The organism is Vibrio proteolyticus NBRC 13287 (genome assembly GCF_000467125.1).
GTDB classification, from domain to species: domain Bacteria; phylum Pseudomonadota; class Gammaproteobacteria; order Enterobacterales; family Vibrionaceae; genus Vibrio; species Vibrio proteolyticus.
This window is the reverse complement of the sequence record NZ_BATJ01000006.1, coordinates 71,320-87,129: the sequence shown is the minus strand read 5'-3', so window position 1 is coordinate 87,129 and position 15,810 is coordinate 71,320. Positions and strand designations below refer to the sequence as shown.

General features: G+C 48.8%; 15 protein-coding genes and 1 riboswitch. Of the genes, 5 read left to right on the top strand and 10 right to left on the bottom strand.

What is annotated here, in order from left to right; translation table 11 throughout:
- Nucleotides 1–30: 30 nt before the first annotated feature.
- From secF to VPR01S_RS09125, 4 genes are all read right to left on the bottom strand, one after another.
- Nucleotides 31–933, bottom strand: a complete 903-nt coding sequence (gene secF / locus VPR01S_RS09140; protein WP_021705033.1) for a protein translocase subunit SecF — start codon at nucleotides 931–933, stop codon at nucleotides 31–33.
- Nucleotides 934–936: 3 nt separating this feature from the next.
- Nucleotides 937–2,778, bottom strand: coding sequence for a protein translocase subunit SecD (gene secD, locus VPR01S_RS09135; RefSeq protein WP_040902499.1), 1,842 nt, complete (start codon nucleotides 2,776–2,778; stop codon nucleotides 937–939).
- 91 nt (nucleotides 2,779–2,869) lie between these two features.
- Nucleotides 2,870–3,337, bottom strand: a complete 468-nt coding sequence (locus VPR01S_RS09130) for a hypothetical protein (RefSeq protein WP_021705031.1) — start codon at nucleotides 3,335–3,337, stop codon at nucleotides 2,870–2,872.
- 220 nt (nucleotides 3,338–3,557) lie between these two features.
- Complete coding sequence (locus VPR01S_RS09125) at nucleotides 3,558–4,226, bottom strand: hypothetical protein (protein ID WP_021705030.1); 669 nt, start codon at nucleotides 4,224–4,226, stop codon at nucleotides 3,558–3,560.
- Between the two features lie 80 nt (nucleotides 4,227–4,306).
- Between VPR01S_RS09125 and VPR01S_RS09120 the strand changes: the two genes are divergently transcribed.
- Nucleotides 4,307–4,873 (top strand): hypothetical protein, encoded by a 567-nt coding sequence (locus VPR01S_RS09120; protein ID WP_021705029.1) that lies wholly within the window; start codon nucleotides 4,307–4,309, stop codon nucleotides 4,871–4,873.
- A gap of 3 nt (nucleotides 4,874–4,876) precedes the next feature.
- Here the strand turns inward: VPR01S_RS09120 and VPR01S_RS09115 are convergent, their stop codons facing one another.
- Together VPR01S_RS09115 and VPR01S_RS09110 are read right to left on the bottom strand one after the other, a co-directional pair.
- Entirely contained in the window at nucleotides 4,877–5,851 is a 975-nt protein-coding gene (locus VPR01S_RS09115; protein ID WP_021705028.1) for a GGGtGRT protein, read from the bottom strand.
- Between the two features lie 15 nt (nucleotides 5,852–5,866).
- A complete protein-coding gene (locus VPR01S_RS09110; protein ID WP_021705027.1) occupies nucleotides 5,867–6,559 on the bottom strand; it encodes an iron-sulfur cluster assembly scaffold protein in 693 nt (230 codons plus the stop codon).
- A gap of 103 nt (nucleotides 6,560–6,662) precedes the next feature.
- Nucleotides 6,663–6,727: riboswitch (Fluoride riboswitch) on the bottom strand.
- Between the two features lie 236 nt (nucleotides 6,728–6,963).
- Between VPR01S_RS09110 and VPR01S_RS09105 the strand changes: the two genes are divergently transcribed.
- Complete coding sequence (locus VPR01S_RS09105) at nucleotides 6,964–7,284, top strand: hypothetical protein (RefSeq protein WP_021705026.1); 321 nt, start codon at nucleotides 6,964–6,966, stop codon at nucleotides 7,282–7,284.
- A 97-nt stretch (nucleotides 7,285–7,381) separates the two neighbouring features.
- Here VPR01S_RS09105 and VPR01S_RS09100 read toward each other — a convergent pair whose 3' ends face one another.
- Together VPR01S_RS09100 and phhA are read right to left on the bottom strand one after the other, a co-directional pair.
- On the bottom strand, nucleotides 7,382–7,714 hold the full coding sequence (locus VPR01S_RS09100) for a 4a-hydroxytetrahydrobiopterin dehydratase (RefSeq protein ID WP_021705025.1): 333 nt from the start codon (nucleotides 7,712–7,714) through the stop codon (nucleotides 7,382–7,384).
- On the bottom strand, nucleotides 7,707–8,498 hold the full coding sequence (gene phhA, locus VPR01S_RS09095) for a phenylalanine 4-monooxygenase (protein WP_021705024.1): 792 nt from the start codon (nucleotides 8,496–8,498) through the stop codon (nucleotides 7,707–7,709). The genes VPR01S_RS09100 and phhA overlap by 8 nt, the downstream gene beginning before the upstream one ends.
- Before the next feature lie 220 nt (nucleotides 8,499–8,718).
- On the opposite strand from phhA, the gene VPR01S_RS09090 reads away from it, so the two are divergent.
- A complete protein-coding gene (locus VPR01S_RS09090) occupies nucleotides 8,719–10,695 on the top strand; it encodes an acetoacetate--CoA ligase (RefSeq protein ID WP_021705023.1) in 1,977 nt (658 codons plus the stop codon).
- Between the two features lie 39 nt (nucleotides 10,696–10,734).
- Here VPR01S_RS09090 and VPR01S_RS09085 read toward each other — a convergent pair whose 3' ends face one another.
- On the bottom strand, nucleotides 10,735–11,310 hold the full coding sequence (locus VPR01S_RS09085) for a class I SAM-dependent DNA methyltransferase (RefSeq protein WP_021705022.1): 576 nt from the start codon (nucleotides 11,308–11,310) through the stop codon (nucleotides 10,735–10,737).
- 133 nt (nucleotides 11,311–11,443) lie between these two features.
- Between VPR01S_RS09085 and VPR01S_RS09080 the strand changes: the two genes are divergently transcribed.
- Nucleotides 11,444–12,322, top strand: a complete 879-nt coding sequence (locus tag VPR01S_RS09080) for a LysR family transcriptional regulator (protein ID WP_021705021.1) — start codon at nucleotides 11,444–11,446, stop codon at nucleotides 12,320–12,322.
- Between the two features lie 179 nt (nucleotides 12,323–12,501).
- Nucleotides 12,502–13,395 carry a cation diffusion facilitator family transporter gene (locus VPR01S_RS09075; RefSeq protein ID WP_021705020.1) on the top strand — a complete coding sequence of 298 codons (894 nt, stop codon included), beginning with the start codon at nucleotides 12,502–12,504 and terminating at the stop codon, nucleotides 13,393–13,395.
- Nucleotides 13,396–13,447: 52 nt separating this feature from the next.
- Here the strand turns inward: VPR01S_RS09075 and VPR01S_RS09070 are convergent, their stop codons facing one another.
- A complete protein-coding gene (locus tag VPR01S_RS09070; RefSeq protein WP_021705019.1) occupies nucleotides 13,448–15,808 on the bottom strand; it encodes a Lon protease family protein in 2,361 nt (786 codons plus the stop codon).
- Nucleotides 15,809–15,810 lie beyond the last annotated feature (2 nt).

Here is a 15,810-nt window from a genome sequence, read left to right as displayed (position 1 = left end):
CGCTGTCGCGGGGCTTTCTGGCTTTTCTTGTTAGGGTGCGGTATCCACTTCTACTGGCATGTAGTGTTTCGGCTCCAGTTTGAACCACTCCGGCAAGATAGTACCGATTGAAATCGAAGACCAGGTACCGGAAATCACACCGATGAACATCGCAATTGCAAATCCTTCTAGTGGCCCGCCTCCCATGATCCATAGCGCAGCAATTGTCATCAAGGTGGTGCCCGATGTCACCATAGTACGCGAAAATGTCGCGATCACTGCCTGATCGTTGGTGTCTTTGGTCGGCGTCTTCGGCTTCGCCAATAAAAGCTCACGAATCCGGTCTGCAATGATAATGGAATCATTCAACGAATAACCGAGGATCGCCAGCACCGCCGCGAATACCGTAAGGTTGAACTCCATCTGTGACAACGCGAAGAAGCCGAGCACCAATACCACATCGTGGAACAATGCCAGTATTGCCCCGCTTGCTAAGCGCCATTCAAAACGGAAGCTCAGATAACCCAGAATACACAGCACACAGATAAGAAATGCCAGACCACCTTGATTGTAGAGATCCTGGCCAACCTGTGATCCCACCATACTATTGCTGATCACATCCACTTGATGCGACACCCCCTGAAGAATGTGGGTAATATCCGGGGTGGTTTGCCCTGCTTCTGGGATCGCATAGCGGATGATCCAGCGTCCGTCCTCATTCGAGTGTGTGACACTGGTAAACTCTCCAAGCTCAGGCTTCAGCGCCTGAGTCAGTTGCACGTTAGTCAGGGTCGGATCAACTTTCACTTCGGTCACCATACCACCCGTGAAATCCAGGCCCATATTCAGACCCCGTACGCCTAACGCCGCAAAAGAAATCACCATCAGCAGAATAGAGACCAATCCCGTCACGTAGCGAATTGGGCGAATGTGTCGTTTCAAATACTCAACCATGATTTATACCCTCACATCGCGGCGGCCATCGCGGCCCCAAACCAAGTTAATGATTGCCCGTGATGCGAACACACCACTGAACATACTGGTCAACAAACCCAATCCCAGCGTCAGGGCAAAGCCCTGAATAGGCCCGTTACCGATGGAGTAAAGAATGACGGCGGTAATCATGGTCGTGACGTTCGCGTCCAAAATAGTGCTGAATGCACTGTTGAAACCTTGATCGATCGACTGGGCAAAAGAGCGCCCTTCTTTGACCTTATCTTTTATCCGCTCAAAAATCAGCACGTTGGTATCCACGGCCATGCCGACCGTCAGTACCAGGCCCGCAATACCTGGCAACGTCAGTACCGCTCCCGGCAGCAACGCAATCATACCCAGCAAGCTCACCATATTGATCAGCAACGCGGTATTCGCAACCCAGCCTAAACGGCGGTACCACAAAGCCATGAAGGTCAGCGTCATCGCCATACCTAATGCCAGCGCCGCAAAACCGTTGTGAATATTCTCCGCCCCCAAAGACGCGCCGATTGTACGCTCTTCGACAATGGTTACAGGTGCGGTCAGAGAGCCAGCACGCAGTAACAGAGCCAGATTCTGCGCATCCTGCATAGAGCCAGCCCCCGTAATGCGGAACTGACTGCCCAGTTGAGACTGAATCGTTGCTACGCTGATCACACGTTCGCTGCGTTCTGTTTCGCCTTTCGCGTTGGTGGTGTATTCGCGGTACACCGTCGCCATTGGCTTACCAATGTGCTTACCGGAAAAATCACTCATGATTTTGCCACCAGCATGGTCGAGAGAAATGTTCACCTCGGAGAAACCCATTTTATCAACACCAGCACGCGCATTGACAATGTGTTCGCCAGTCAACACCGGACGCTTTGCCAGAACCACTTCACGACCATTGTTGTCTTTGAGGATCATGTCGTCATACGACTTGCCCTGAGACGGTTCTTTCGCTTCATGGAATGCCAGCGTAGCTGTCGCACCAATCACATTTTTTGCCTGAGACGGGTCTTGAACACCCGGCAATTCGATACGGATGCTGTGTTCGCCTTGACGCTGAACCAAGGCTTCCGTAATGCCCAGTTCCTCAATCCGATCACGCATAATCTTAAGGTTTTGCGTCAACGTGATGCTCTGGAACTCACTTTTGTTCTGTTGCGTCGGATTCACACTCAGGTGATCGGAATAGCGTTTCACATCCCAACCTGGATAGTTCTGTTTGAGGTACGTAGCTGATTTCGTCAGAGCGTCTGAAGAAATACTATTAAGATCAAAGCCATCCACGCCTACTTTCACAAACTGAACATTACGCACCCGTTCTTGACGAAGCATGTCGCGCATCTCATCAACCAGTGCATTGCGCTGATCTTCAAAGGCTTTGTCCACATCCACATTCAGCAGAAACTGAACACCTCCTCGCAGATCAAGGCCAAGTTTGATCGGGCTAAAACCCAGGTTGCTCAGCCATTGCGGTGCCACGGACACATAAGAGAACGAAATACTGTCATCTTTGTTCAACAGTTCGTCCAATGCCCCGCGTGCATGGGTTTGATCCGTTTCGTTATTGAATACCAGCGTGGTTTTCTCACCTTGTTGGGTGATGGTGTCTACATTGATGTTGCGATGAGCCAGATACTGGTTCACTTCTGTTACTGAACTCAACACTTTGTTGTTCTGTGACGCTGTCACCTGAATGGACGGTTTCTCACCGTACCAGGTCGGAATAGCGCTGAGTGTCAGGACAATAATTGTCGCAACCAGAACCACATACTTCCAAGCAGAATAGTGATTCATCAGACGAGCGCTCTTTGCCGTCTTTTTCGGAGTTTTCTTCATATACGTATAATCCCTCGATTGTTTATCGAGTGTTGTCTAAATCAGATTGAGATAAAGCCTGGCGCGGAAAACGCCACGTAAAGAGGAAAACTCAGTATTGACTGTTTAGCGCTACGTACAGTGCATTGGTTTCTTTCCAGCCAGCAATACGATGGCTTTGGGAAAACTGGTTGTCTGTCTCGTAATGAGGCGTGTCGATATCTGCGCGGTAGAGCCGATGTGCCGGCGCAATAGCGCTATTAATATCACTGCCATCGAAAGACGGAACATCGCCATCTTCCAAATGGCGGGAGCTCCAACGGTTAGCGTTAATGATACCAACGGCCGCGGAGTCAAATTCGGAATGAGAGCTGGGTGTTGACGACGGAGTTTGCGTTTCCCCACTCTGATCAAACAGAGCCTGAAAATCAATACTCCCCGGTAATACGTGTGACGGTTTAGTGCTGGACAGACGTGTCAATACATCGGATTCCGTCTGCGACAGGTACGCAGAAGCCTGCGAAGGTAAAACCATCGCCAGCAAGGTAAAGAAGATGTATTTAATTAAGCGAAATGCCATTCACGCGGCCAATAAAAACCAAACCAGAATGCATAATAGATTTGCGCATTCATAGCGACAACTAAAAAGTTCTAAAATCTAACATTTCAATGGTGCAACATAGGTAAGTGTCTTAATTTTGAGCCAGAGCCGTTCAAAAGCTCGCCAAAAGTAAACGAAAGAGTGACTCAAAGACTGAAAGTCAAAGGCTCCGAACCTCTGATTATTCGCCCCTCAGTAATTAGCGAAAGAAAATTTCGCCTGTTTGAACATCGACATAAATCTTATTTGACACCTTGAAGCCGCCACAATAGACAAAGTACACGTAGCCATCACTGTATTTGACAGAAGTGACCCATCCTCCGAGCTCTTCAAAATCCGCTGGTGAGCAAGTTCCGTCTTGCAGCAATTTGTCGGTTGTTTTAATAAACATCTCTTCATAGAGATCAAAATCGTCTGAGCCGTTGATGTACCCGGTTATCGTCTCCCGACGCTCGGCTTCACTGATGATAGGCGGCGTTTCAAGTAAGGCATCCATCGGCACCCACTCCGCCACTTCCGGGCCGCCTTCTTCGTATACATAATATGGCGAAATTCGGCCCCACCCGTCCTTTTGCTCGAGAATAATCAGCTTGTCACCACGATAATATTCGGTCTCAGCATAAGCATCATAATCCGGAGCTTCTCGCACACCTAACTGAGGAGAACCAACGTAATAGTCTGTTTTCACGACATCCGGTTGCGTTTTGACGACTTTCTTGCCTTTGTATTCGGTTGCTGGCGGTACAAGAGGCTCATTCTGACTGGCGTTTTGCGCGGCTTCCTTCGGTTTGAGATAAAACATGTAATACCCAGCAGCAGACGCAGCCAATCCGAGCACCAGCAAGACCAACATCACTATTTTTCTCATCGCTTCGCGTCTTCTTCCTGTTTATCTCAATCACACATCGCTCATCTATAATTAACTCAGATACACCTGCAGAGATAACTATGATCTGGCGACTACTTGTCCTTATAACGGCCACAGCGTTGATCACTTTACCGTCTCAAGCCAAAAGTGTGCAGTGTAATGAAAAAGAATGGAACAAAGCTCTTGCTGCACAAAAGCGAATTGACGACAGGTATAACTTTCATGCCAACAAATTCAACTTCTGGTTGTCTGCGTATCATCGCCAGGTTTTTCTCCATGATGAATTTTCCTCACAGGAACTGGTGTCTTTCTGGCAATCAGACAAACAACAGTGGCACCTAAAATTGGAAGGACAAATCCGGGCATCAAGAGCCGCTGCAGACAACATGAATATAGAGACGTTACAACTGCGTCAGATGACGCCTGCTATCCGTCTGATGGAGTCCAACTGGTTGTCTTTGAACCAAGCCTGCGAAGAACAAGGATTTGCGCTCAATATGATCACCAGCGCAGGCTATATACAAGTCAATCAAAAGCTGCGGAAAGAGGTGCAAAAGCTGATGGAAAAGCTGGAGTTTCTTCGTAGCCGGTATTCGCAAGAAGCTGAGAGTCTGGAAAATGCACGCCAGCCCTCTCAGCATAACTAGTCGTTATTGATGCACTTGTTGTTCAACAGCGACGGCCAGTGCCACGGTCGCCCCTACCATCGGGTTGTTCCCCATACCAATGAACCCCATCATCGCCACATGCGCCGGCACCGATGAGCTGCCTGCAAACTGTGCATCGGCATGCATCCTGCCTAGCGTATCGGTCAAACCGTAAGACGCCGGACCTGCTTCCACATTATCTGGATGTAACGTTCTGCCGGTTCCACCACCTGAAGCGACAGAGAAATACCGCTTATGGAGCGCCGTGCACTCGGACTTATAGATACCAGCAACCGGATGTTGAAAACGGGTCGGGTTGGTTGAGTTCCCCGTGATACTGACATCCACTTGCTCGCAATGCATGATCGCCACACCTTCGCGCACATCGTCCGCCCCATAGCAAAGAATGTCTCCTCTGGCACCTTTAGAGAAGCGCGTACGACTGACTTCAACAAGCGTTCCTGTATCGTAGTCGAACTCGGTCCGGACGTAAGTAAAACCATTGATACGAGAGATTAAATACGCAGCATCTTTGCCCAATCCGTTAAGGATTACTTTCAATGGCGTTTGTCGTGATTGATTGGCGTTTAACGCAATTTTTATCGCGCCTTCCGCCGCCGCGAATGATTCGTGCCCAGCCAGAAATGCGAAACACCGGGTCTGTTCATTAAGCAAACGAGCGGCCAGAGCCCCATGGCCCAGCCCAACTTGACGCTGCGCCGCCACACTGCCCGGTTTACAAAATGCCTGCAAACCTTCCCCAATAGCGATGGCCGCTTCTTCTGCTTTAGTTACCTGGCGCTGCAAGGCCAACGCGGTGCCGAGCGTATACGCATCACAGGCATTATCAAAGGCGATCGGCTGAGTCTCCAAAACTTGCTGCTTCGGATCGATGTCAAACGTCAGGCAGTATCGGTGCGCTTCTTCAATCGAAGAAAAATTCATGCTTTGCAGTAGTTGAGTCACTTGAGTATTCATTTTGTTCACCTTTGGTTACGCCTGACGAGGGTTAATGGTCATCGCCGCTTCATCGAACCGGCCATAGACTCCGACCGCATTTTGCATCGCCTCGTCAGCCGGGATACCTCGTTCGATGTCGGCCATCATTTTGCCCAGGTTAAGATATTGGTAACCGATCACTTCACTGCGTTCATCCAGTGCCAGTTTGGTGACGTAACCTTCCGCAAGCTCCATATAACGCACCCCTTTCAGACGCGTCGAGTAGCTGGTTCCCACCTGACTACGCTGACTTTTGCCAAGATCCTCCAGTGCTGAACCTATCTCCAAACCATCTAGAGAGAACGCCGACTGACTGCGGCCGTAAACAAACTGCAAAAAGATTTCGCGCATCGCGACATTTATGGCATCACATACCAAGTCCGTATTCAGTGCTTCTAGAATGGTTTTACCGGTAAGAATTTCCGCCGCCATCGCCGCAGAGTGCGTCATACCCGAGCAGCCCACAGTTTCGACCAAGGCTTCTTCAATAATGCCTTGCTTTACGTTAAGCGTCAGTTTAGCCGCACCTTGTTGCGGAGCGCAGGTTCCGACTCCATGACTGAGACCTGAAATCGCAATGACGTCTTTAGGGCGTACCATTCGCCCCTCTACGGGGATCGGAGCAGACGGATGCAATTCGCCACGTTGAATCGGGCACATGGATTGGATTTCGGAAGAGTATTGCATGGCGTTTTCCTTTGGGTCAGGAAAACAAGTGCAGATGGCGGCATCTGGTTCCTACAGAAAATCGAGCAATATCCTTGCCCTTCCAACAGTTACACCTGTTTTCGTTTCTGTAGGAGTCATCAGCCCAAGCGGCGGTTAAATAGGTGGAACCCCATCACCTTGCTTAGGATGATAAGGCCAGTTTGCGTCCGTTTGCAAATGCCTTTTTAGAGTCTTTTTACCTAAAAACCGAATTTTTAATGACTCAAAGTGGTTAAAAATGTGGCACGCATAAATTGTGCAAATATAGTTCAAAGTTTTCGAACAACTTGAACCATGAATTGCTATAGAGTGAGACATAAATCACACATATGATTTACATCAGGTGCTCAGAGAGCAAAAATCAAACCAATAAGGATCACACTATGAAAAGCATCAACAAACTGATTACGATTACTGGTATTTTTTCCGCGCTGGCAGTGGTACCTGCAGCATCTGCCATGCAAATGGACGTACAGACACTTGGCAGCAAAGCCATGATCACCGTGACTGACAACGGTCAAGCGGTCGCTAACCAAGAAATTATGGTGAAAAACGGCAATGAATACACAGTGAAAACAGATGAGTTCGGTCGCGCTTCAGTCTGGAATCAGGAAAATCACGCCCGCACTTACACCTTTATGGCCAATGACGCCAGCGGTAACACCATGACAACCAAACGTCGTCTGCCAGGTGACCGTCAGTAATAACAAGGATAGTTGGTTCATCATCCATAACAGGGATTGCTATGGGAAAGGTAAAAATATCCCCAAGTCTGCCAGACAGCCTTGGGGATTTGCTTTTTTATTCGCACATTGCGTCAGATTTCGCGGCGCAGATAAAGTCATTCTTGTGCAAACCTTTAATAGAATGACTCCACCATGTCAGAGTTACTTTTCCCCACTCCAGTAAGATAGAAGGGTGATGAAACTCCTCCTCCGCTAATTCTGCAATTCGGTTAGCAAATGTCCATGCCTGCATGAAATTTTTAAATTTATACACTTTCTCTAGTTGAGGAATCCCATCCCGAACATGAATATGCCAGCCATGTAGCTCGCTCAGCAGTGCTTGCTGCTCTTTTTCCGTCAACGCGATGGCATCTATACTGCAAGCTTCGCAGCGCAATTCATCAAGCATGTGTCACTTCCTTTGGTTCAAATAATGGAGGTAAAAGTCCTTTGGACATTGCCTGTTCCACTTCGGCAATTAAATCCACTTGGCTAAGCTGATACAGCTCAGCAATATCATCCAACACATAATATTTTGGTTGCATAATATCAATTCGATAAGGTGTTCTTAGTACCGTCTGCAAATCAAACGTTTCTCGAATGGCGTCTGCGCTGTCGAGTGCGTATACCGTTTCACCGGGAGAAGACAACACACCACCACCATAAATCTTAGTGCTACCCTGCTCTTTAACCAGACCAAACTCCACCGTAAACCAGTACAACCGAGCTAAGTAGCCACGTTGTTTTGGTGTCGCGCTCTTACCTAACTTGCCATAAGTATGGGTGAAAGCAGCAAAATCCGGGTGAGTCAGCATCGCACAGTGGCCAAATATCTCATGAAAGAAATCCGGCTCTTGTAAATAGTCAAACTCGTCACGTGAGCGCAAAAAAGTCGCCACCGGAAATTTCTTGTCGGCCAGTAAGGCAAAGAAACGGTCGAAATTAATCAACGCTGGCACAGGCTCGACCTGCCAGCCCGTCTCTTGCTTCAGAACGGCATTCACTTCAGGCAACTGTGGTACCCTGTGAAGCGGCAAATCCAACATCGTCAGACCGTCGAGGTACGCTTGACAGGCGCGATGGTTAATCACTTTCTGTTGACGGGTAACCAGATCGTACCAAATGCGATCTTCGTCGTCGTTCCAGTCGACAAAACCTTTGCTATTCACAGGCTTAGAATGATACTGAGTCATACAAACACCAATTAACAAGTCCTTTACATTAAGCCTATCGCCTTCCCTACTGGCTGCCAATTTATCCAGCGGTAATCGCACCCCAATCGATGTAACATAAATTTTACAATTGTGTATTTTTTGCTTATTTATCAGATGTCTGTTTATTCTTCTCTTGGTTTGACTTTGCACAAAAAGCCATCAAAACTACACTTACAGGAATAGAGTAGACGAGGAAGTCATGTCCCCTAACCAGCCCCTCTGGACGCCGTCATCTGCGCGCGTTTCAGCATCGAATATTCATCAGTTCATTAAACACATCAACATGCTGGGCCAACAAATTGAAACCTATGCGGATCTGCATCGCTGGTCCGTCGAAGACAAAAAACAGTTTTGGCTGGAAGTGTGGCAATTTTGCGATGTGATTGGTTATCGAGGTGACTGTATTCTCGGTGAAGGATTGCCCAAATGGCAGACATTTCAGCCAAGCCGAGACACTATTTGGTTTCCTCAAGCCGAACTTAACTATGCTGAAAACCTTCTCTCATATGCGTTTCAGGATCCCGGGGGCATCGCTGTCTGGTTCGAAAACGAGCGAGAAGACAAACAACACCTGACCTGGCAACAGCTCTGCGATCAGGTGTCAGTGGTACAACAATGGCTCACACAGAATGGCGTTGGCGCCGGAGATGTGGTCGCCGGTTACCTGCCCCATATGCCGCAAACTCTGGTGGCGATGCTGGCAACGACCAGTTTAGGGGCGATCTGGACATCCACGTCGCCAGACTTTGGTGTCGATAGCGTGACAGAGCGATTCGGCCAGGTGAAACCTAAAGTGTTATTCTGCTGCAACGGCTATACATTTGGCGGCAAAGCTTTTGATATGCAGAAAAAAAATATCGAGCTGGCCAAAAATCTAGACGAGCTGGAAAACACTTGTCAGATTGAATATCTGGTCGGGCTTCCCCCTGCGGACCATACATTTTCAGACTGGAATGCGATTTTGGAATGTTATCAGCCCAGAGGCATTCGCTACCATCGCATTGGCTTCAATGACCCGTTGTTTGTGCTCTATTCGTCAGGGACCACCGGAAAGCCCAAATGCATTGTCCATTCCGTGGGTGGCACTGTCATTAACCACCTTAAAGAGCATCAATTGCATTGCGACATTCAGCCGAAAGAGCGGGTTTTCTACTACACTACCTGTGGCTGGATGATGTGGAACTGGCACGTTTCGGCGCTGGCCAGTGGTGCAACACTGGTCATTTATGATGGCAGCCCAGTCTCCCCTGACACCAGTAACTTGTGGCGTCTGGCGGAAAAAGCCCGTGTGACGCTATTCGGCACCTCCGCCAAATACCTCGAAGCCATTCAGAAACAACGTCTGGCCCCCGCAGAACAGTTCGATCTCTCCGCGCTTAAGACGTTGTGCTCTACAGGCTCTGTACTGTATCCGGAGCAATTCGACTATGTCTATCAACACATCAAGCCCGACTTGCATCTGGCGTCCATATCAGGCGGCACCGATATTTGCGGCTGCTTTGTCCTTGGCAATCCGATTTCCCCCGTGTATCGCGGAGAATGCCAGGCCGCGGGGCTTGGTATGAATATCGCCGTTTTCGACGAGCAAGGTCAACCCGTGCTCGATGAGCGTGGAGAATTGGTCTGCCTGAACAGTTTCCCGAACCAACCGGTTGGTTTTTGGCATGACGATGGTGAACGCTATCATCATGCATACTGGGATAAATACCCCAATACCTGGCACCATGGTGACGATGTCATTATGCATTCAAATGGTGGGGTGCAGTTTTTTGGTCGCAGCGACGCCACCTTAAATCCAGGAGGAGTCCGAATAGGTACCGCAGAAATCTATCAGCAGGTCAATCAGTTGAATGAGGTCGTCGATTCGATTGCCATTGGCCAACAATGGAACAATGACGAACGTATTGTGTTACTGGTGAAACTGACGGAGTACGCGCAACTGACACCAGATCTGGAAGACAAAATTCGTCAGCTTCTGCGCCAGAAGTGCTCACCTCGTCATGTGCCAGCCAAGATATTGGCCATCAGTGATGTTCCCCGAACCAAATCGGGGAAACTAGTCGAATTGGCAGCGAAACAGGTGATCCACGGCCAAACGGTGAAAAATGTCGGCGCCATTGCCAATCCACAAGTTCTGGACGAGATTGCGTCGCTGACTCCGGCGCTAGCAGACTAAAAACAAAACACCCGGCTTAAGCCGGGTGTTTAAACGTCATTATTTTCTGCCCACGCCCATCAAGACCTTGAGCGTCCCTTCCTGAGTTTGCAGTTCAAAAGGCACAGAGACACTGACGTCTTCAAAACCAACGCTGGACAACACCGTTTTCACCCGGGAAACCGTCAGGCCATCCTGGTCGTTTTCTGCCAACCAATCCCAATGAATAAACAGACCACCTTCATCAAGGATGGAGTACACAATATCTGCAACGTCAGAGTAGTTGGGTAAGAAACCGCATACTGATGACGCCACGACCAAATCAAACTGCCCACGAAAAGCCGGGTGCAGCGCAACCAATCCGCGAGTCAGCATATCAACCACAGGTTCGACGTTGGCCAACTCTTTGCTGTCGAGTTGCTCGATCATGGCTTCAGACACGTCCAGAGCAACAATGTCTTTGGCAAGTGGTGACATCTTTTGTGTCAACAAGCCAGTACCACATCCGAAATCAAGAATGTGTTTACCTTTCAGATCAACCAGTTGTTGCAGTGACTCAAACGCTTTTTCAGCATAGACAGCAGTAGCTGGGTTGTTCTCCCACTCTGCTGCGTATGCATCCCAATCGTGCGCCATGGTAATCTCCCTATAAATACTTCTTTAACTTACAATAGATTAAACCAAAACGGACTTTACGTGTTAGTGCTATTCGCCGACAATTTGGTATAAATTAGTTGCAGAATCATCAATTCGGATAAACCACCAGCGCATGAACCTCTCTCAAATAGAAGCCTTTTGTACCGTTGCTGACACCGGCTCGGTTTCTGAAGCTGCACGCCAGTTAGAGTGCAACCGTACTAAGCTCAGTATGGCGATTAAAGCTCTGGAAAAAGAACTCGATACCGAGTTATTTGTTCGATCCGGCAACCACCTCACACTGTCAGAAGTAGGCAAAGCCATTTATAAGGATTGCGAAAGCCTGACGGTTACTGCCGCACGTATCCGCCAGACCTGCGCTCAGGCTTCGGGAGAGTTTAACGCCGAAGTATGGATTGCCCGGGACGATTCTCTGCCAGACGATCTGTGGCAAGATCTGGCGCACAGATTGAACAACCGCTTTCCGGCCACCTCGTTTAACCTGATCCTCGCCTCCAGCGGTGACCTCGCCAATCTGGTAGCCACTCAGCAGGTTGATTTCGCTTTTGGAGTGGACTACGAACGAATCGATGATCCGCTCATCACCTATCAACCGCTCGGTAAAATACGCATGATGTCGGTGTGCAATACCCAACACCCACTGAGTAAAATGCGCCGGGTGACCGACGAACTGCTTCGAAACTCCATGCAAGCGGTCATGGTCTACCTCAACGAAAAAGACAACCCGGAGCTGCAACCTTTCTCACGCCGGTATATCGGTTTCTCCAGCTTTGATTACATGTTGAACACGATACTGACAGAGGAAGCCTGGGGAGTATTACCGGAGCCGCTGATCCGCCATCATCTGCGCCAGCAAGAGCTGGCGGTAATCAAACATACCTACGGGCTTACGCAAGAGGATTACTGTATGTTTACCGCCTCAGGTATGGCGGAACATCCTGGTATGCTTTGGCTGGCGGATAAGCTCAACGAATATCTGTTTGATTTTTGACCCGCACAACAATCACTCAGTGTCAAATTTAATGACACCAGAAACCAGACATAAACTACTGAATATAAAGACAAATATAAAAATATACGTTTTAATCTCATCATCACATAAAGATTACATTTGTAAAAATGTGCACTTAAGCAAAGAATGGCTGCGTATTTTTGAACAACAGGTGATGTATGTGTGCCAGGACAAGCTTAAATGAGAAAAGAGTATTAACGGCTTCAGCCCTTTTAGCTTCAGGCTTTGCGGGCGGTGGCTTAGTACTTGGTGCTCTCGTTGGCTCTCTGGTGATTGTGTTTGACGGCGTATATTCTCTCGTCAGTTTACTGTTAACTTTATTGTCACTCGCCGTTTCACGATACATTCGCTCTCCGTCGAAGAACCTGTTCCCGTTTGGAAAAGCGGTACTGGAGCCAGTCGTTATCGCGATCAAAGGGGCGGTTATCCTATCGGTCGTTTCCTATTCCCTGTATGGCGCAGTGCTGGCCATGTTCCAGGGCGGACGCGCCGTTGACCCATCGATTGCAACCTTATTTGGTGTGGTTAATGTCATCGGGTGTGGTTATGCCTGGTGGTACATTACCCGCAAGAGCAAACGCTTTTCCAGCGGTCTGATAGAAGCGGAAGCCAAGCAGTGGCAAATGGATACATTGCTGAGCGTCGCGGTGACACTCGGGTTTGTTTCTGCCTGGTTTGTTTCTCTGTCACCTTGGTCACACTACTCTGTGTATGCCGATCCGGCTATGATGCTGCTGATGTCTTTCTACTTCATCAAAGTGCCGTTTTGTATGCTGCGTGATGCCGTTCGAGAGCTGTTGATGATGGCGCCGGATAAATCTATCCGCAGTGAGGTCAGTAAAGGTGTCGAGTTTATCGAAAAGGAATTTTCCCAGGGCATGGCGCTGGCGGGCGTCACTAAAGTGGGTAACGAGCTACGGGTCAACATCGATATTCTGCCAGAGCAAGAACAGCTGGCCATTGATGAACTTCATCAGATGCGAGCCAAGTTACAAGACAAGTTGTCTAAGTTGCCGTTTGAGCTTAATCTGACCATGAACATCGCAGCCTAAGTCTGATTTCAAGACAAAGAAACGCCGGATTTAAAATCCGGCGTTTTTGTTTTTACTTTCTCAACGCGTTTAATTTTGCCTGCGCAATACCGAATATCGAGTTGATTGGGTAACTGCCTTCTTCACTCAGCTCGCCCGCAGGTTTACCCGTAAAGATCTCAATTGCTTCTGTCACATGGTCAATGGCCCAGATGTGGAACTCGCCACGCTCAACCGCTTTCACCACATCCGCTCGCAGCATCAAGTTATGAGCATTCGAGCGAGGAATGATCACGCCTTGCTCGTGGCTCCGGCCTTTGATACCACAAACATCAAAGAAACCTTCGATCTTCTCGTTCACACCACCGATTGGCTGTGCTTCCCCAAATTGGTTCATCGAGCCGGTAATCGCGATATCCTGACGGTTTGGCTGTTTGGAGAAAGCCGATACGATAGCGCAAAATTCCGCCATACTCGCACTGTCTCCATCGACACCCCCGTATGACTGCTCGAACGTAATGTGCGTGGTTAACGGTACTCGGGCGGTCTTGCCAAATACGGAGGTCAGGAACGCCGACAAAATCATCACCCCTTTTGAGTGAATGCTACCACCAAGATCGACACTGCGTTCAATATCAATCACGTCACCTTCACCGTACGCCGTGGTGGCGGTGATTCGGTTGGGCGCACCAAACATATAATCACTGGTACTGAGCACCGACAACGCATTGACCTGACCGATAGCCGAACCTTCCGTATGGATTAACGTAGTGCCATTGATGAAACTCTCCATCACACTGTCTTTGAGACGGCTGACCCTGAGTTCCTGATTGCGTAATGCGTCCTCAACGTGCGAGGCACGAATCATATTAGAGTTTGCCTGGCGAGCCACATAGTTAGACTCACGCAACAGGTTGGCAATGTGCGCCGAGTGCAGCGACAACTTGCCCTGATCGCTGACAATCCTAGAGCTGTGCTCGATGATGCGGGCAATCGCTTTCCGATCACAATGCAGCATGCTGTTGTCATGCACGATGCTGGAAATAAACCGGGCATAGTGCAGCTCTGAATCCGCTGTGCGCGGCATTTCGTCTTCAAAATCGGCGGTCACACGGAACAGTTCACTGAATTCCGGATCATAATGCTGAAGCAGCTGATAAGTCCGGTAATCCCCAAACAGAATGATTTTCACATCCAGTGGAATAGGTTCCGGATCCAGAGAAACGGCACCGGTCAACGTCACTTCTTTCTCCAATGAGGTGAAGCTCAGTTGACGCGATCGCAACGCACGCTTAATGCCATCCCAAACATAAGGCTGTTCCAGGACTTTGACCGCATCCATCAGCAAGACTCCACCGTTGGCCTTATGCAAACTCCCGGCACGAATCAAGGAGTAATCGGTGAAAACCGTCCCTTTAAACGTCGCAGTCTCAATGTAGCCAAACAATGAATGGTAGTTCGGGTTCTCCTCCACCACCACGGGAAACTCGTGGGAAGCTCGGCTGACCAGCACATTCACTTTATAACGGCGTGGCAGCTTTTTATCCAGCGATGCCTGGGCAATCTCACCCTGCTCGCTGCCCTCTTCCAGAAAGATATCAGCGTTTTCGACAATGTCTTTTTGCAGATCACGCAGATAGGTTTTGATCTCCGGATATTGCGCGTAGTCTTCTTTCAATTGACGGAAAAAGTGCGTGATGACGTCCTGTGTGACGTCGTCATTGAGCTTTTTGATTTTGTCGCTGTAAGCCTCTTCCCACTCCGTCAGCTGTCTGACCATGTTACGTAAACTGACTTCCAGCTCATCGATGGTGGCACCAAAGTACTCCTGCTCTTTCTTGTTTAACGCCTCAAACGACTCTTCGGTATGCAGCTCCTCACCGTTCATGGCGATAAACTGGTAATCTCCCTGCGTGGTTAGCGTCAGGCTGATCCCTTTGTCTTTTGCCTCCCGACTGATGTTTTCCAGCTCCGCCTGCTGCTTTTGCGCCAACTGATTTTTGAGCTTTTCAGCCCGGCTGAAATACATTTCATTGTCGAACGCCAATGGAATAGCCGTCACCAGTTTGGTCATCAGCTTTTCAATATCCAGACGAAACTTATTGCCTACTCCGCAAGGCAGTTTCAGAACTTTTGGTGTACGGATATCATCGAAATTTGCTACATAACACCAGTCATAAAGACCATCTACGTCATGTTTATGCCGATTCAGATAACGCAGGATCATGGTACGCTTGCCAAGGCCATTCTGACCTATGGCATAAATGTTGTAGCCTTTTTCCTTGATCGACATGGCGAACTCTACGGCCTTTTGTGCGCGCTCCTGGCCCACAATTTCATCGATAGGAGGTAATTCCTTCGTTGACTTACATGGCAAAATTTCCAGCTCAGCGACGTGGTAGAGCTGAGTAGCATCCAATCTTTGAATTGCCATAA